Annotated in this window: 15 protein-coding genes; 1 reads left to right on the plus strand and 14 read right to left on the minus strand. The window is 69.7% G+C overall.

Annotated features, from left to right (window positions below):
- Positions 1-59: 59 nt before the first annotated feature.
- The 14 genes from AWX74_RS07840 to AWX74_RS07905 all read right to left on the minus strand — a co-directional run bounded on the left by AWX74_RS07840 (position 60) and on the right by AWX74_RS07905 (position 15,400).
- Positions 60-1,304, minus strand: coding sequence for a CaiB/BaiF CoA transferase family protein (locus tag AWX74_RS07840; RefSeq protein ID WP_091273205.1), 1,245 nt, complete (start codon positions 1,302-1,304; stop codon positions 60-62).
- A gap of 313 nt (positions 1,305-1,617) precedes the next feature.
- Entirely contained in the window at positions 1,618-2,223 is a 606-nt protein-coding gene (locus AWX74_RS07845) for a TetR/AcrR family transcriptional regulator (RefSeq protein WP_091273725.1), read from the minus strand.
- 219 nt (positions 2,224-2,442) lie between these two features.
- On the minus strand, positions 2,443-3,723 hold the full coding sequence (locus AWX74_RS07850; protein WP_091273208.1) for a PucR family transcriptional regulator: 1,281 nt from the start codon (positions 3,721-3,723) through the stop codon (positions 2,443-2,445).
- Positions 3,720-4,676, minus strand: a complete 957-nt coding sequence (locus tag AWX74_RS07855; protein ID WP_091273211.1) for an SDR family NAD(P)-dependent oxidoreductase — start codon at positions 4,674-4,676, stop codon at positions 3,720-3,722. Before AWX74_RS07855 ends, AWX74_RS07850 begins: the two co-directional genes overlap by 4 nt.
- 66 nt (positions 4,677-4,742) lie before the next feature.
- Positions 4,743-5,927 (minus strand): aromatic ring-hydroxylating oxygenase subunit alpha, encoded by a 1,185-nt coding sequence (locus AWX74_RS07860; RefSeq protein WP_091273212.1) that lies wholly within the window; start codon positions 5,925-5,927, stop codon positions 4,743-4,745.
- A gap of 44 nt (positions 5,928-5,971) precedes the next feature.
- Positions 5,972-6,511 carry a MaoC/PaaZ C-terminal domain-containing protein gene (locus AWX74_RS07865; RefSeq protein WP_091273213.1) on the minus strand — a complete coding sequence of 180 codons (540 nt, stop codon included), beginning with the start codon at positions 6,509-6,511 and terminating at the stop codon, positions 5,972-5,974.
- Entirely contained in the window at positions 6,501-7,367 is an 867-nt protein-coding gene (locus AWX74_RS07870; RefSeq protein WP_091273728.1) for an SDR family NAD(P)-dependent oxidoreductase, read from the minus strand. The genes AWX74_RS07865 and AWX74_RS07870 overlap by 11 nt, the downstream gene beginning before the upstream one ends.
- Positions 7,368-7,399: 32 nt before the next feature.
- Positions 7,400-8,506 carry an NAD-dependent epimerase/dehydratase family protein gene (locus tag AWX74_RS07875; protein WP_091273214.1) on the minus strand — a complete coding sequence of 369 codons (1,107 nt, stop codon included), beginning with the start codon at positions 8,504-8,506 and terminating at the stop codon, positions 7,400-7,402.
- A 52-nt stretch (positions 8,507-8,558) separates the two neighbouring features.
- Positions 8,559-9,377, minus strand: a complete 819-nt coding sequence (locus tag AWX74_RS07880; protein ID WP_091273215.1) for a mycofactocin-coupled SDR family oxidoreductase — start codon at positions 9,375-9,377, stop codon at positions 8,559-8,561.
- A 172-nt stretch (positions 9,378-9,549) separates the two neighbouring features.
- A complete protein-coding gene (locus tag AWX74_RS07885) occupies positions 9,550-10,734 on the minus strand; it encodes a cytochrome P450 (protein ID WP_091273216.1) in 1,185 nt (394 codons plus the stop codon).
- Positions 10,735-10,784: 50 nt separating this feature from the next.
- Complete coding sequence (locus tag AWX74_RS07890; protein ID WP_091273218.1) at positions 10,785-12,002, minus strand: CaiB/BaiF CoA transferase family protein; 1,218 nt, start codon at positions 12,000-12,002, stop codon at positions 10,785-10,787.
- Positions 12,003-12,033: 31 nt separating this feature from the next.
- Complete coding sequence (locus tag AWX74_RS07895) at positions 12,034-12,930, minus strand: LLM class F420-dependent oxidoreductase (protein ID WP_091273221.1); 897 nt, start codon at positions 12,928-12,930, stop codon at positions 12,034-12,036.
- 49 nt (positions 12,931-12,979) lie between these two features.
- Positions 12,980-14,179, minus strand: a complete 1,200-nt coding sequence (locus AWX74_RS07900) for a cytochrome P450 (protein ID WP_091273224.1) — start codon at positions 14,177-14,179, stop codon at positions 12,980-12,982.
- A 93-nt stretch (positions 14,180-14,272) separates the two neighbouring features.
- Positions 14,273-15,400, minus strand: a complete 1,128-nt coding sequence (locus AWX74_RS07905) for an amidohydrolase family protein (RefSeq protein ID WP_423212964.1) — start codon at positions 15,398-15,400, stop codon at positions 14,273-14,275.
- Between the two features lie 191 nt (positions 15,401-15,591).
- Between AWX74_RS07905 and AWX74_RS07910 the strand changes: the two genes are divergently transcribed.
- Positions 15,592-16,278 carry a GntR family transcriptional regulator gene (locus AWX74_RS07910; RefSeq protein WP_165615516.1) on the plus strand — a complete coding sequence of 229 codons (687 nt, stop codon included), beginning with the start codon at positions 15,592-15,594 and terminating at the stop codon, positions 16,276-16,278.
- Positions 16,279-16,407 lie beyond the last annotated feature (129 nt).

Consider the following 16,407-nt stretch of genomic DNA (forward strand, 5'->3'; position numbering starts at 1 on the left):
CCGGTCCCGCGCACGCGCACGCGCACGCGCGCAGCCGGTCATAGCCAACGAGAAGTTCGTCAGATGACGCCGTCGCGGCGCCAGTCGATGAGCTCGGCGGACGAGTAGCCGAGCTCACCCAGCACCGCCGTGGAGTGCTCACCCAGACCCGGCACCTGGCCCATGGGCGGCGTCCAGCCCGCTGCGACCGGCGGCGGCAGCACCGCGCGAAAGGCGCCATGCGGGGTCGCCACCTCCCGCCAGCGGTCGCGGACAGCCAGCTGTGGATGGTCGATGAGGTCCTGGACACCGTTGAGCCGGGCGTTGCCGAGCCCGGCGGCGTCCAGAACGTCCTGGGCTTCCTTGAGGGTGACCGTGCTCGTCCACGCGGCGATGGCCTCGTCGACCCGGGCACGCTGCGCCACCCTGCCGGCGTTGCCGGCCAGGGCGGGGTCGTCGGCGAGGTCGAGGCGTTCGAGAACTGTGCGGGCCAGGCGTTGCCACTCACCGTCGTTGGTCGTTCCGAGCACCACCGTCTGCCCGTCGGAGGTCGGGTATGTCCCGTAGGGCGCGACCGCGGGCGACCCCACCCAGGCCGGCTCCTGCTCGAGGCCGGTTCCCATCGTGTAGTTGACCTGGTATCCCATCCATTCCGCGACGACATCGAACATGCCGATCGTGATGGCCTCACCCCGCCCGGTGGAGTGGCGGGCGTGCAGCGCACCGAGGATCCAGCTCAGCGCGTACATGCCGGTGGCGAGATCGATCATGGCGATGCCGGGTTTCGCGGGCTGGCCCGGCCCGCCCGTGACCGTGCAGGAACCGCCCTCGGACTGCACGAGCAGGTCGTAGGCACGCTTGCCGGAGAGCGGGCCGCCTTCGCCGTAGCCGGAGATGTCGACCGCGACCAGTCGGGGGTGACGGGCGACGAGCTGGGACGCGGCGAGCCCTCGGCGTGCCGCCGCGCCGGGGGCGAAGTTCTGGATGACCACGTCGGCGCGGGCGAGCAGGCGCTCCAGGGCGGCCGCGCCACGCGGGTCGGCGATGTTGAGCGCGAGTGATTCCTTGCCGCGGTTGCACCAGACGAAGTGCGCCGCCATGCCGGCCTGCGCGCTGTCGTAGTGGCGGGTCATGTCACCACCGCGCGGATTCTCGATCTTGATTACCCGTGCGCCCATGTCCGCGAGATGGCGGGTCGCGATCGGGGCCGCCACCGCCTGTTCCAGCCCGACCACCAGCAGCCCGGCCAGTGGGCGTGTACCTACCGCACCGCGCTGTGGGTCCTCGTGCGCCTCGTCCGTTGCCTCGTCCGTCGTGATGGTCATCGGGCCTCCGTCTTCAGCTGCCTCGTCGCGCCCTCGTGGAGGAGATCCCGCGAACGCCCCGGCGGCAGGTCGACATGTGTACGCACAACGGGCGTCGGACGTCGGCGCCGTCAAACGATGTTCACGACGGCATGCCCGCCCGGATACGGCGGCGATGTGCGCGATCGCCGATCGCGGCGGCGCTTGCGCACCGATGGTCCACGACGGCCATCACAACGTGCTGAACGACTGTTTAGCGCGTTCGCCGGCGAGCAGTCAAGCGATCCGTGGTCATGGCCTCGTCTCGCGATCCGTCAGGGGCGGCGAATCGGGGTCAGGAACCGTCGGTGGCGGCCGGCTGGCCGGGTTCGAGCTGTGCGAGCAACCGCTCCACGAGTGCCAGCATCTCCGCGTGGCCCTCGGAGACACCGATGGCCTGCTCCGAAACGAACGCACGGCTGACCGCGCCGATCAGAAAGATGAGCGCGGGCGGCGGGATCTCCGCAAGGCCGGGCTCATACTGCGCCATCCGGCTCGTCAGAAGGTCCGTCAGCTGCCGCCGGGAACGCTTCGAGTACGCGGCGATCTCGTCGCGGATGATCTTTCGGTGGTTTCCCAGTGCCATGAACTCGGTCAACAGGGCGGTGCGGCCGGCATCGGTGACGAGTGCCCAGACCTCATGCAGCGGCCGCGACGAGGCGAGGAGGGCCTCCTGCCGCTCGAGGTTGCGTTCGGCGCCACGCCTGAAGAGAGCGACGAACAGATCGTCGAGCGTCGGGAAGTAGTAGTGGATCAGTGCGGGAGTGACCCCGGCGCTCTTGGCCACGGTCCGTGAGCTGACGGCCGCGTAGCCGTCCTCGCGCATGATGCGCTCGGTGACGTCGAGCAGGAACGCGCGGGTCGCAGAGCTCTCGGTGCCGGTACGGCGCGGGGTGGCCATGGAGGCATTCTCCCCGATACCGCGACCCATGCTCGCGCCACGGACGGCGACGCTGACTGGCTGTCCCGTGTGGGATTCCAGAAAGAACATGGTAGCTGGGCAGCCCTTCCAGCTGCGGCAGCTCCGGCATGGTGACCGTGCGGCAGCGCTTGGCGGCGACCCGGCGGATTTCGTTCACCATCAGCTGCGGAGTGCCTTGCTCAGGACGTCCACCTCGTTTCAGTCGGGCGGGCAGGGGCCTGTCGGCCCTGACTCCCCGGCGGCGAACGCCGCGTAGATCACCGGAAGATCGCACCCCCGGGCGGGATCGAGCCCGGTCAGCGCCGATGCCCTGCGCAGCCGGTAGTCGATGGTGTTCGGATGAACGTGGAGTCGGTCAGCCGTACGGCGGCGGTCCAGCCCGCAGGAGAGAAAGGCGCGCAGCGTCTCCAGAAGGTGCGGCCGGGTGGCCAGTGGCCGCAGCAGGGTCGCGAAGTGGTCGCGAGCGGGGCCGGGCCTGGTCATCTGGTAGTCGAAGGCCACGTCGCCGAGCTGGTAGATCCCGGCCGGCCGGCTGGATGCGCGGGCGACATGGCGGATCTCGGCTGCCAGGCGGGCGGCGGAGGCGACGGCGTCCGGGCGGGCCGGTACGGCTCCGGCCATGACCTCCGCGCGCGTCACACACCCGAGTCGGTCGGCGAGGACGAGCAGCCGGTCCCGCTCGTGCGGCGCCAGTGTGTCCGAGGCTGTCCCTCCGGCCGTCTCGTCCAGTGGGATGAGGAGGAGGCCTCCGTCCGCGGACAGCATGTGGAGCACGGTTCCGGAGGCGGTGCGCTCCACCTCCGTGCGCATCCGGCGCAGCCTGCGGCGCGCGGCGGCGGCCCGATCGCCATCATTCGTGCCGAGTTCGTCCGGATGCGGCCCGATCTCCAGGCTGATCACGGCGTAACGGGCGGGCAGCTGGACCGCTGCCCGGGCGGCGGCGTCTTCCGGTGGTTGTCCGGCCAGCAGGGCGGACAGGACAGCCCGGCGTTCCCCGTGTTCCTCGACGGCCGTCGCCAGTCGGCTCTCCAGGTAGCCCGCGAGGACCTCCGGCATGACCTGACCGAGAAACCGCAGCAACAGGCACGCGACCTGCAGCGCCGCCGGAAGATCCTCGGGCTCGGCCGCGGTGACGACGCTCTGCGCGCAGACGTCGACGCCGAGGTGGTAGGCGCTGACCAGCACCTCCAGCGGGATGCCCTCGTCGGCCCAAAGGCTCGCCGACTCCCGGATCTCCCGAAGCTGCCTGCGGCCGGGAGGCTCGCCGGTGCGCAGTGTGTCGATGAACAATCGCATGCACGACCGCACCAGTCCGGAGGTGTCTCCGTGGAGTCCCGCGGGCGGCCTGGACGCGCAGGTGGACAGCTGCTCGGACAGTTCGATCACGATCGACGCCGACAGCTCGGAGATCCGTGCGGAAAGCCACCTGTCCACGGAGACGCCGTCGAGACGTAGCCCGGACTCCCTGACGTCCGTCATTCGGAGCCGGTTGCCGGCGTCGGTGCCGGTGCCGGTGCCGGTGTCGGTGCCGGTGTCGGCGTGAAGGCGGAGGGGGTGGGGGCACCCTGGAGGGTCCAGCCGGGGCCGGAACGCAGCCAGCCGGCGGAGGCGGCGGTTCCGCCGTCGACGCTCAGGGTGGTGCCGGTGATGTAGGCGGCACGGTCGGAACAAAGGAACACGGCCGCGTCGGCGATCTCGGCGGCGATGCCCTCGCGGCCGAGCGGGACGTAACGCTCGATGCCGGGAAGGCGCTCGGCCGGGGGAGGGGGCAGCGTGTCGGGGTCGACCGGGCCGCGCATGATGCCGCGGATGCCGGCGGTGGCGGTCATGTCAGGGGCGATCGCGTTGATCCGGATGCCGGCCTCGGCGAGCTCCAGGGCCATCGTGCGGGTGAAGTTGATCATTCCGGCCTTGCAGGCGGCGTAGACCGCGTACATCGGGGCGGCCCGCATCCCCTCGATGCTGGTGATGTTGACGATCGAGCCGCCGCCCCGCCGAGCGCCCTCGTTCCCGGCGGCGACGGTCTGGGCGATCAGCGGGGCCGCGGTCGAGGTGGCGGCCAGCATGCTGACGAGGTTGATGTCGATGTGCCGCCGCCAGCTGCGCTCGCTCTGGTCGAGGAACCGGCTCGCCTTCACCCCGCCCGCGTTGTTGACGAGGATGTCCAGCCGGCCGAACTCGGCGTGCGTGGCGGTGATGGCGTCGGCGAGCGCCGCGGTGTCCATGACGTTGGCGGGCAGCGCGACGGCCCGCCCGCCCTCCTTCTCGATGAGTTCGGCGGTGGCGGCCGCCCGGGTCGGGTCGATCTCGACCAGCCCGATCCGCACTCCGGCGGCGGCCAGCCCGCGCGCGATCGCCTGCCCGATACCGGCGCCCGCGCCGGTCACCACCGCTGCCGTGCCGGCCAGCCCGAGATCAAAACTCGTCGTCATCGCATCGACTCCCGTCATTCGTCCCCGGTCTCCCTGTGCCTGCCCCTGCCCTCGCCGCGCCGTCGTTCAGCCGTGCCACGCCACGATCTCGGCCTGGTGGGTGCGGTAGGCCATCAGCTCCTCCTCGAAGCCGCGATGCAGATGCTGCGGGGCCGGCTCGTTCCGGCCGAACAGCACGTGGTCGACCATCCCGAGGCGCAGGCCGGGCTCGGTGCGGCCGGCGACCCAGAAGTCCTCGCCGTCGACGACCGTCTCGCAGATCCACGGCGCCATGTCGACCGCCTTGGCATGCTCGGCCTCGCTCAGCCCGGGTCGCAGGTAGGAGGTGTGCACGACTTCGGAGGACGTCTCGTCGACGGGCAGGACCTGCCAGAGATCGATGTGCCGGGTGTCGAAGGTGAGGCTGACGTTCGGGAACAGCGCGTACTGGTAGCTGAAGTGCCCGGAGACGTCCCCCCACTCGGCCTCGGGGCGCTCCCGCAGCTCGACGATCGACTTCAACGCCGAGGTGTTGCGCAGGTGCCGGCCGAACGGGTCGAAGGTCAGCACGCCACCGACGGCGTAGCCGGCGAGGGTGTCCTTGTGCAGGTAGTTGAAGTGGTAGTTCTCCCGGAACGTGTCCAGGGTGACCTTCCAGTTCGCGCAGACCTGGTGGACGTGCGGCTCGCCGTGCGGTCGCCAGTCGGCGAAGTCCAGCATCGCGAGCTCCTCGGCCAGGCCTGGGCCGAGGTACTCGTCGATGTCGATCGGCGAGCCGGGGCGCAGCCGGCCGACGATCAGCCCGTGGCCTTCCGCCACCTCGAGGCGGACCAGGCCGTACTCCGCGCGGTCGATCCCTGCGAAGCCCTCGGAAACGGGCAGTCGGCCGAGCCTGCCGTCGAGGCCGTAGTTCCAGGCGTGGAACGGGCAGGTCAGCCGGATCGCCTCGCCGGCGCCGTCGCACAGCCGCACCCCGCGGTGCCGGCAGGCGTTGACGAACGCGTGCACCTGGCCGTCGGCGTCCCTGGTCAGCAGCACCGGGGTGCCGAGGATGTCGACGGCCCGATAGGTCTCCGGCTCGGGCAGCGCGCCGGACAGGCACAGCACCAGCGGCTGATCGAGGAAAAGCGCGTCGAGCTCCTCACGCTGGCGCGCCGCCGAGTAGGCGTCGGCCGGGAGCTTCATGACGTCCTCGGCCATGTCCGTCGTGCGCCGCTCGATGTGGTCGAGCAGCCGGCGCGCGATGTCGTGTTCCAGCGCTGTCCTGTCCACCTTCGTCTCCTGTGTCTCTTTCTCCTCTGGCGCGGGCCGCGCGGTCAGTGGATGTAGCGGATGTTCTGCTCGGACACGCACACCGGTCTGGGGCCGACGGAGGTGAAGGTGTGTCGTAGCCGGGCCTGGACGGCACCGCCCACCTCCTCGACGGCGAGGATCTCGACGCGAAGGCCCAGCGGGTCCGAGACGAACATCGGCGCGGGGAAGCGCACCCGGTCGAAGCCGTAGAACACCGCGTCGGACGCGCGGACGGCCAGCGCCCGCCGTTCGAGCTCGGCCCCGAGGGAGAGGGTGAGCAGGCCCTGCACGGTCGCCCGGCCGAGCGGGCTTGCCCGGGCCCGTTCCTGGTCGACGTGCATCCAGTGGTCGGCGCCGGTCATCGTCGCGAACTCGCGGACCAGGTCCGGACCGACCACCAGCGCCGGCTCGGCGACGAAGACCGCCCCTACATGCCGGGCCAGCTCACGGCTGTCGAGGGACGTCGGTGTGCCGGGCGTCGGTGTGCCGGATGTCGGCGCACCGGCCACTGCGACCGGCTCCGTGCCGGGTGCTGTCGCCACCGGCTCCGGGTCAGATGTCATGGACGGGTCGCCGGGTCGGGCGCCGGCCGGTGGTGCCCTCGGTGAAACCGACGTACTGCCTGGTCCGGCCGCGGGGATCGGACGTCCCGGTCATCCGTGGGCCCCAGGCCACCATCCCGCCGTCGGCGAGCACGTGGGTTCCGGTGAGGAAGACGCTGTCCGGGCCGGCGAGGAAGGCGACGACGCCCGCGATGTCCTCCGGGCGGCCCAGATCCGGCCACGGCTGGAAGGTCGCCAGCTGGGCCTCGATCGCGGCGGCGTCCCGGCCCATCACCAGCGGGGTGTTGACCAGGCCCGGGCAGACGGCGTTGATCCGGATGCGGTGTGCGGCGAGCTCGACGGCGGCGTTGGCGGTGAAGTTGATGACCGCGGCCTTGGCCGCCGAGTACGCGGTCAGGCCGCCGCCTCCACCGACTCCCGCGACGGAGGCGTTGTTCACGATCACCCCACCGCCACCGTGGGCGATCATCGCGCGGGCGGCGTGCTTCGTCCCGAGGAACACCCCGCGGCCGATCACGGCGAAGGTCCGGTCCCAGTCGGCCGCCTCGGTCTCGACCAGCGGCCCGAACGCGCCGCCGATGCCGGCGTTGTTGAACATGACGTCGATCCGGCCGAACCCGTCGACGGCGTCACCGACGAGCGCGGCGACGTCCGCCTCGTCGGTGACGTCGGTGGGCACGAACCGCAGGCGCGCAGGGTCCGCGACCTCGTCCAGCAGTGCCTGCGCGTTCGCCTCGTTGAGATCGCCGAAGACCACCTGGTCGCCTTCGGCGAGAAAGCGCAGCACGGTCGCCCGGCCGATCCCGCTGGCCCCGCCGGTCACGACGGTGACCCGGGCGGTTCGCTGGTCAGGCATCGTGGCGACCACCGGACGATTGCGTCGCTCTCCTACCGGCCACGGTGGTCCGCCTTTCCGGGTTCCTTGGGGTGGGGCATGCTGTGAATCGGCGGGGCCGCATGCTGCTCGACCCTGGCGGCCAGCCGCCGCGCCGCCGTGCGGTACTCGGTGAGCAGCGCGTCCTCCGTCCGGTAGTCGAACCGGTCGGTGAACGAGGGGCTCGCAGCCGGGTCGAAATCGGGGTGCTCGGCGTACCAGTCGACGAGCTCGGCCAGTGCGACGACCGGGTCGACGACCGGGAGGTAGCCCAGCTCCCGGCGGGCCTTCTCGGTGCTCACGACGACATGGGTCGCGGTCGTGCCGGCGAGCGGAAGCAGCGTGGTGGTGGCCTCGACGGCGATCTCCCGGGGCAGCCCGACCAGCTCCAGGTCGCCTCCCATCAGCCGGGCGATCGTCGCGGCCCAGTCGTGCAGCGACCAGCTCGTCGCCTCGCCCGCGTTGTAGACCTGGCCGGCGGCCACGGTCGGGGCGTTCAACACGGCCAGGACGAACGCGGCCGCGTTGGCGGCGGCGCAGCGGCTCTGGAGCTGGCCGCCGCCATCGGGAAGGATCATGAAGGGGCGGCCGTCGCGCACCCGCCGCACCACCGACCACTCGGCCGGTCGGGCGTTGTTCGGGCCGAACAGCGTCGGGAAACGCAGGATCGTCGCCTCCGGGTGGGCGGCGAGGACAGCCGCCTCGGCCTGGGCGAGCCGGTGGGAGAACGCCAGCGCGGTCGCGTCGGAGCCGTCCCGGACCACCGGATGATCCTCGGTCACCGGGACAGGCAGTGCCAGCTGGCTCGGATGCGGAAAGAAGCCCTGGTAGACCGGGACTCCGCCAACGGCGACGAACTGGCCGCACCGCCCCGCCAGCGCGGGCGCCAGGTGTTTGAGCCGCCCGTACATGGCCACCACGGCGTCGAAGACCCGGGTGCCGAGAGCCTCGTCGATTGACTCCCGGAAGTGCGGGTCGCCGTGGATGTGCTCGACGTCGGCCAGCTCGGGTGGCTCATGGGTGCCCCGATGGAAGATCGTGACCTCGTCGCCGCGCCCGAGCAGGCCGCGCACGACGTGCGGACCGGTCGGCCCGGTTCCGCCCACCACCAACACCCGCACCGCTTGTCCGTCCTCTCCTGCCGGGCCGCCACTGCCTTCTCCCGTGCTGCTGCTACCGCCGGTTGAGCTGGCCCGCGTCGACCGGGATGATCGTCCCGGTGATGTAGCGGGCGTCGTCCGACACCAGCCAGACGATGGCGTTCGAGACGTCGACCGGGTCCACCGCCCAGACCGGCAGCGCGTTCTCCAGCGCGCGGGCGAGCGCGGGCGGTGCGTGGCCGACGACGGCCTCGCGGTCGCCGTCGGCGGCCATCGGCGTCTTCACCGTGGTCGGGGCGACGCTGGTCACCCGGATGTTGAACTCGGCCAGGTAGTTGGCCCACGACCGCATCAGGCCGATGACGCCGTGCTTGGCGGCGGTGTAGCCCAGGAAGCCCACATCGGGAATCCCGACGCCGACGAGCCCACCGGTGGAGCTGGTCAGGACGATCGCCCCGCCCTGGCCGTTCTCAATCATCGACGGGATCGCCACCCGACCGGTGTTCCACACCCCGGTGAGGTTGACGGCGACGACGTCGTCCCACTGCTGCTGCGCGGCGATCTGCCCGCCCGGCCCGATACCGGCGTTCGCCAGCACGATCGTGACCGGGCCCAGCTCGGCCGTGCCTTCGTCGAAGGCCTTCTGCAGCGCGTCGAAATCCCGGACGTCAGCCTGGCGGGCGACGATCCGCCGGCCCAGGCCCTCCACGGCCTTCACGGTCTGGGCGAGGTCGTCCGGGGTGGCCATGGGGTAGGGCACCGAATCCAGCTGGGCGCAGATGTCCACCGCGATGATGTCGGCGCCTTCTTCCGCTAACCGGATCGCGTGGCTGCGGCCCTGCCCACGCGCCGCGCCGGTGATGAACGCGACCCTGCCGTCAAGCTTTCCCATCAAAATCCTCCTTCGGGGTTGAGATCGATGCTGGTGGGTGAATCCGGGGCTGCCTCCAAGCAAAACCTGAGGATTTTGGTCGTGGGAACAACGAAAACCCTCAGATCTTGCTCGGCGGCAAAGGGGGAGTCCGGAGTCCGGAGCCCCGAGCCCGGGATCTCGCTACCTGATCTCAGACGACGACCGGCAGGTTGTTGTAGCCGCGCACCGTGCTGGTGTGCAGCCGCACGGCCCGGTCGGTGTCGACCTCCCAGGTCGGGAACAGCCGCAGCGTCTCCTCGATCGCGACGCGCCCCTCCAGGCGGGCGAGGGAGGCCCCGAGGCAGAAGTGGATGCCGTGGCCGAGCGTGACGTGGCTGTCGAACCGCCGGTGGATGTCGTAGCGGTCCGGGTCGGGGTACTTGCGCTCATCGCGCCCGGCGGACCCGGTGAGCAGCAGAACCTTCGAGCCGGCGGGGAGTGTCGTGTCGTAGAGCGTGACCTCGTCGAGCAGCGTCCGCCCCTGGACGGGGGAGGGCGGCTCGTAGCGCAGGGACTCCTCGACCGCGCCCGGCACCAGCGACGGGTCGGCCACCAGGTCGGCGCGCTGGTCGGGGTGCTCGGCCAGCAGCCGGCACATCCAGCCGAGCAGCCGTACGACCGTCTCGGTACCGGCACTGACCAGCTCGTTGGTGACAGCTCCGGCCTCGGCGGTGGTCAGGCGCCGCGGCCCGTTCTCCGTCGGGACCTCGGCCTCGACGAGCGCGGTCATCATGTCGTCGCGCGGGGCCGTGCGCCGGGCGTCGATCTGCTCGCAGAAGTACTCCCGCAGCCTGGTCGCGGCCTGCCGGGAGATGTCGTTGGCCATCCCGCCGCCCTCCACGATGTGGAAGGTCTCGTCGATCGTCTTCCGGACCTCCTCGCGGTCCTCCTCGGGAACCCCGATCAGCTCGGAGATCACCCTGGAGGGAACCTGGGCGGCGAAGTCCTGGATGTAGTCGAATCCGCCCGAGCCGACGAGGGGCTCGAGCAGATCGACGCAGATCTTCCGGACGTTCCCCTCGAGCGCCGCGACCCGGCGCGGGGTGAAGGCCCGGGACACCAGGCCCCGCAGCGTGTCATGGCTCGGCGGATCCTGGAAGATCATTAAGTTGGACTGGAGTGGTTCCGGCCCCATGATTTCGAGCAGGGTGCCGTAGGCCGAGCTGTAGAGCTTCGGGCTGCGATGGGCGCGCTCGACGTCCGCATGCCGGGAAAGGGCGTAGAAGCCGAACTTCTCGTTGTGGTAGAGAGGTTCGGTGTCACGTAACCGGCGCCAGACCGGGTACGGGTCGACATCGATGTCCTTGTCGAACGGGTCCCAGTACGGATCGACCATGGCTGACCTTCCTGCCTTCCTGTTCCGGTTCTCGAAAACGTGAGCCGGCGTCACGCCACGACGCCACGCACCTTCAGGTCGAGGATTTCTTCGATGTCGAGACCGAGGCCGGCGAGGATCTCGTCTCCGTGCTCGTTGAACTCGGGTGCCCGGCCGGGCGCGGCGGGCTCCTCGTCGAACTGCACCGGCGAGGCCACCAGTGAGAACGGGAAACCATCCGCGGTCTCACACGGCTGCAGATAGCCGTTGGCGACGGACTGCGGGTCGTTCGCGGCTTCCAGGGTGTCCTGCACCACGGCCCACTGCCCGATGAAGTCCGCCAGCGCCGCACGCCATTCGTCCACGGTGCGCTGCGCGAACAGCTCCCGCAGGGCCTCGGTGGCCTCCGCGCTGTGCGCCATCAGCGATTCGAAGTCGGCGAAGCGGGGGTCGGTGGCCAGATCGGGACGTCCGACGCACTCGCAGAACGGCAGCCAGTAGCGGCCGGCCTGAAGGCAGGTGAGTGCAAGCCACCGGCCGTCCTTCGTCAGATAGTTGCCGACCAGCGGGTTGCGCCGCGGGGCGTCGCTCGGCGGCGGTGCCCAGCCCTGGCCGAGCGTGACCGACAGCCCGATCGCCTGCCCCATCGCCCACATGGCGGACGACATGAGCGAGACGTCCACCACCGTCGCCTCGCCGGTGCGCTCGCGGTGGAACAACGCCATCGCCGTGCCGCCCGCGATGGTCATCGCGCCGATCGAGTCACCGAAGCCCGGCCCCGGGGGAAAGGGCACGTGGCCGTACTCGGGCTGCATGATGCCCAGCGCCACACCGGCGCGGGCCCAGAAGGCGAGGCCGTCGTAGGAGCCCTTGTCGGCGTCGGGGCCGCGTTCACCCTGCCCGGTGCCCCGCACATAGATGATGTCCGGGTTGTGGGCGCGGATGTCCTCGAGGTCGATTTTCAGCTTTTTCCGGACCCGGGGGAGCTTGTTGGTGATGAAGACGTCCGAGGTCGCCGCGAGCTTGTAGAGGATCTCGATGCCCTCCGGCGAGGCGATGTCGAGCCCGAGGCTTCGCTTCCCGCGATTGGAGTGCTCAAGCAGGACGTGCACGTTCTCAGGAACGATCGCTGTCCCGGTCGTCGCCAGCCCACGCATGGCGTCGCCGCGCTCGACGTGCTCGATCTTGATGACTTCCGCGCCGAGATCGGAGAGGAGTGCCGAGGCGGCGGGCACGAAGGTCTGTTCAGCGACCTCCAGCACGCGCACACCTTTCATGACGGCAGCCATTTCATTCCTTCCTGACGGAAACCGAAGGCGCTCAGGACACGTACGTCTCGCCGAAGCCCCGGATGAAGTCGACGGTGGCGGCGGGTTCCCGGGTGAAACAGGTGATCATGAGATCGGTGACACCGATGCGCTCCAGCTCGGCGATGGCCTCGCGATGGCGGTCGGCGTCGAGGGCCGGGTCCTTGATCTCGTGGTACGAGTACAGGAAGGTCAGTGGCTCGGTGCGGTCGTTCGCCGCGGCCTGCTCGAGCACCCCGCCGATCATCTCGCCCAGTTCCGCGGTCGAGCCGATCGCGACGGTGCGGGCGGTCGTCGAGAGCGACGGCGGACCGGACATCGGCATCCAGCCCTGCGCCCGCTCGGCGACGCGCCGCCGGCTCAGTCTCGAGTTCCCGCCGATCCAGATCGGGATCGGATTCTGCACGGGCCGGGGCAGGGCGATGACGTTGCGGGCGTCGAAATGCCGCCCGGTGTAGCTGAAGGCCTCTCCGCTCCAGTGCAGCGGAAGCGTGTCGAGCACCTCGTCGAAAAGGGCGTTGCGCTCCTCCATGTCCACGCCGAGGGCGAAGAACTCCGACTTCTGGTAGCCCGCGCCGAGGCCGAGGACGAACCGCCCGCCGGAGAGCTTGTCGAGGGTGGCCGCCGCCTTCGCGAGGATGAACGGGTTGCGGTAGGGCGCCACAGTGAGGTGGGTGAGCAGGCGCAGCCGTTCGGTGGCCGCCGCCGCGAACGCGAGGCCGACGAACGGATCGAAGCTCTGATGACCGCCGGAGGTCAGCCACCTGGCACCGGGAATGGGATGATCGGTGAGGGCGAAGCCCTCGAAACCCGCTCGTTCGGCCTCGGCCGCGATATCACCCGGCGATCCCGGGTCGAGAATGTCGCCTTCGAGCCCGGAGGTCTCCGGGTAGTGGAAGAAGAACTTCATCGTCACCTCGTCGAGAGTCTCGACATCTTCCTTTTCCGTTGTGGGCCACTCAGCCGATGGTCAGCGGAAGCGTCTCCCAGCCGCGAACGGTCGAGGTCTGCGCGAGCTTCGCGTCGGCCCAGTCGACGTCCCAGTCGGGGAAGCGGGTGAGCATCTCCTCGAGCGCCACCCGGCCCTCGAGCCGGGCCAGCGCCGCGCCAAGGCAGTAGTGGGCACCGAAACCGAAGGAGACCTGCTGGCTGATCCGGCGGCGTATGTCGAAGCGGTCCGGGTCGGGGTAACGCCGGTCGTCCCGGTTCGCCGAGGCGACGAGGAAGATGAGGGCGCTGCCGGCGGGAACCGTCGTGTCATGGAGAACGACGTCCTCGGTGACGTGGCGCGCCATGAACGGGGCCGGCGGCTCCATCCGCAGGATTTCCTCGATCGCGTCGGGAATCAGCGACGGGTCGGCGGCCAGCTCGCGGCGTGCCTCCGGCTGCCGGGCCAGCAGCGACCCGATCCAGCCGATGAGACGGCCGGTCGTCTCGTTGCCGGCGCTCGCGACCACCGTGACGTAGCCCAGTACCTCGTCACGCGTCAGCGTGCGGGTCGCACCGTTCTCGTCGGTGAACTCGGTGGTGAGCAGGTCGGTCATGAGGTCGTTCGACGGGTGATCCCGGCGCCAGTCGATGTACTCACCGAAGACCTCGCCGGACAGGATGGCACCCTCGGAGAGGTCCATCTGCCCGCCGTCCTCGGTCCGCAGCCTGTCGTCGAACTGGTCGCGCAGCGCCGCCTGGTCGCTTTCGGGGATACCCAGCAGCATGCCGATCACCCGCATCGGCATCTCGGCCCCGACCTCTTTGATCAGGTCGAACCGCCTCTCGCCGACCAGCGGGTCCAAAACGAGCCGGCAGTAGTCGCGCACCTTGTCCTCGATCGAGGCGATGCGGCGAGGGGTGAACACCCTCACGAGCAGGCGGCGGTGGATGTCGTGGATGGGCGGGTCCTCGAAGATCAGTGTGCCCGGGGGAATCTCCAGGCCGGATTTGATCAGCTCGAGAATGCCGCCGCGGGCGGAGCTGAACCTCCGCCAGTCCGGCAGGCCCTGCTCGCAGTCGGCGAACCGGCTGACCGCGTAGAAGTCGTATTTCTCGTTGTAGTAAAGCGGAGCTTCTTCGCGTAACCGTCGGTAGATCGGGTACGGATCCACCGCGAACGCCGGGTCGTACGGATCCCAGTACACCGGTTCATCGTCTGTCGTCATCATGTCTCATCCACGTCGCGTAAGGGCCACACATCTCGCGCTGGCGATATCGAGACGGTGCCACGGAAGCTCGTCCTGATGACTGTCATTCGTCTGCTAGATCCGGTAGAGCCTGGCGGCGTTCCCGCCCATGACTTTCTCCTGCGTCTCCGGACGCAGACTGGAGATCTTGTCGCTGACCATGCTGAGCGGGTCCGGGTGCAGGCAGGTGGGATGCGGGAAGTCGGTCTCGAACATGATGCGGTCCTCGCCGACCTGGTCGATGAGGTGCTGCAGGTCGCCGCGGCCGGTCTCGAACCAGAACGTTGCGTACCAGTTGTCGCGGAAGTACTCCGACGGCAGCTTGTTCAGCTTCTCCGCGTGCTTGGGAGCGTTCTCCTCAAGCTCGTAGTCCATCGCCTCGAGCATGAACGGGATCCAGCCGATGCCGCTCTCGACGGAGACCATCTGCAGGGTGGGATGCCGGTCGAACATGCCCGAGTAGGCGCTGTTGAGCAGCACCCGAGAGTTGTTCTGGAACAGCGAGGCGCCGCCGATGGCCGGCTTGACGTAGGTGTCCTGACTTGGCCAGTAGGTGGTGCCGAAGTAGGACAGCGCCGTCTGGCTGGCGCCGATGTGGAAGTGCACCGGCAGTTTCAGCCCGGCGCAGACCTCCCAGAACGGGTCCCAGTCGGGGTGGCCGAGGTCGGGGGAGCCGGAGTCCTGCGGGTCGGCGGTCATGTTGACCCCGCGGTAGCCCAGCGCGGCGCAGCGCTCGGCCTCGCGGACACAGGCAGCGATGTCCCACGCCGGCATGATCGGCATGGGGAGCAGCCGGTTGCCGGACTCGGCCTGCACCTCGGCCATCGCGTCGTTGTACAGCTCGACGCACAGCCGGAGAAGTACCTCGTCCTTGACCGAGTTGCGCAGGTTCTGGCCGCCGATGCCGATCGCGTTCGGGTACTGGACCTGCGCGTGGATGCCGAGTTCGTCCATCAGGGCCAGCCGCGCCGCAGGGTCCCATGCCGCGGGGTGCACGTCACCGATGCCCCACGAGCCGCCCTGCGAGTCGCGGAACGCGTGCTTCTTCCCGTCGTGGTCGACGGTGCCACCGGAGCCTGCCTTGCCGAAGGTCTTGCCCTCGATGACCCACATGTCGACCCCGTCGATCTTCTCGACGTGGGGGACCCGGTCCTCGTACCCCTTCGGCGCGCGCTCGGTGAACAGGTCGTGGCGTTCGGTCATGTGGGCGTCGGCGTCCACCACGCGCAGACCAGCCAGTCCGCTCACGTCGGGCCCTCCTTCGGTCGGTTGGATCACGGTCATGCTCGCGAGGCACTGAGCGTAGGCTCACTTACCGGTGCCCTGCAATCTCCAATCGCCAATTTTTGATTTTTTATTGACGATCGGAGGCCGTGCCGACCACCATGGGTGGCGTGGTGACTGAGGCTGCGTTCAGGCGCACCAAGACCAGTGCTGTGGTCGTGGAGTACCTGCAGAAGGAGATCTTCGCCGGCAACCTGCGCTACGGCGACCGCGTCGACGTCGAGCGGATCGGCGCGACCATCGGGGTGAGCCCCACCCCGGTCCGCGAAGCCCTCGTGCTCCTCGAACGTGACGGTCTGATCGCGACCCGTGTTCACCGGGTGGCGTTCGTTCAGCACTTCGACGCCCGCACGCTCCGCGCGGACTTCCACGTCCTCGGTCTGCTCAGTGGGGTCTCGGCGGCGCGGGTCGCCAAGGACCGGGACCCCGAGGTGCTCGCCCAGCTGCAGGACCTCCTACGGACGTTGGCCAACAGTGAGGCGACCGGCGTCCAGCTGCTGGACCTGGCCGAGGAGATCGTGCTGGTCCAGCACCGCGCGGGATCCACACCGCGCCTGCTCGCGGAGCTGAAGGGGGTGGGTGGCTTCCTGGCGTGGGCGGTGCGTCAGAGCGACCGGCGCACCCGGGAGGAGATCGTCGAGGCTCAGCGGCTGGTGATCGACGCGATCGCCGCGGGTGACCCTTCGGAGGCTTCCCGGGCCCGGTTGCAGGACACCCGCGCCGCGGGCGAGGACGTGATCCGCGAGCTGACCCGGCGCGGCGTGCTGCGCGAGGACGGCACCAACGCCGCCGGCTGACAGCGGGACGTCGCCACCGCAATCATGGCGTTACAAGTAAGTGTTCACTATGTTGACTGGTCTGGGTGAGCGCCCAGCGAATGCTGAGAGGTCTGCGTCAGGTCTCGGGCCGAACCGCTGGACGGTCCG

This window comes from Parafrankia irregularis (assembly GCF_001536285.1).
In the GTDB taxonomy this organism is placed as follows: Bacteria; Actinomycetota; Actinomycetes; order Frankiales; family Frankiaceae; genus Parafrankia; species Parafrankia irregularis.

Bases quoted from the DNA above. Each gene is read 5' to 3' on its own strand.
- AWX74_RS07840 (WP_091273205.1), bottom strand. From the start codon at position 1,304: ATGACCATCACGACGGACGAGGCAACGGACGAGGCGCACGAGGACCCA.
- AWX74_RS07845 (WP_091273725.1), bottom strand. From the start codon at position 2,223: ATGGCCACCCCGCGCCGTACCGGCACCGAGAGCTCTGCGACCCGCGCG.
- AWX74_RS07850 (WP_091273208.1), bottom strand. From the start codon at position 3,723: ATGACGGACGTCAGGGAGTCCGGGCTACGTCTCGACGGCGTCTCCGTG.
- AWX74_RS07855 (WP_091273211.1), bottom strand. From the start codon at position 4,676: ATGACGACGAGTTTTGATCTCGGGCTGGCCGGCACGGCAGCGGTGGTG.
- AWX74_RS07865 (WP_091273213.1), bottom strand. From the start codon at position 6,511: ATGACATCTGACCCGGAGCCGGTGGCGACAGCACCCGGCACGGAGCCG.
- AWX74_RS07870 (WP_091273728.1), bottom strand. From the start codon at position 7,367: ATGCCTGACCAGCGAACCGCCCGGGTCACCGTCGTGACCGGCGGGGCC.
- AWX74_RS07880 (WP_091273215.1), bottom strand. From the start codon at position 9,377: ATGGGAAAGCTTGACGGCAGGGTCGCGTTCATCACCGGCGCGGCGCGT.
- AWX74_RS07885 (WP_091273216.1), bottom strand. From the start codon at position 10,734: ATGGTCGATCCGTACTGGGACCCGTTCGACAAGGACATCGATGTCGAC.
- AWX74_RS07890 (WP_091273218.1), bottom strand. From the start codon at position 12,002: ATGGCTGCCGTCATGAAAGGTGTGCGCGTGCTGGAGGTCGCTGAACAG.
- AWX74_RS07895 (WP_091273221.1), bottom strand. From the start codon at position 12,930: ATGAAGTTCTTCTTCCACTACCCGGAGACCTCCGGGCTCGAAGGCGAC.
- AWX74_RS07900 (WP_091273224.1), bottom strand. From the start codon at position 14,179: ATGATGACGACAGACGATGAACCGGTGTACTGGGATCCGTACGACCCG.
- AWX74_RS07905 (WP_423212964.1), bottom strand. From the start codon at position 15,400: ATGACCGAACGCCACGACCTGTTCACCGAGCGCGCGCCGAAGGGGTAC.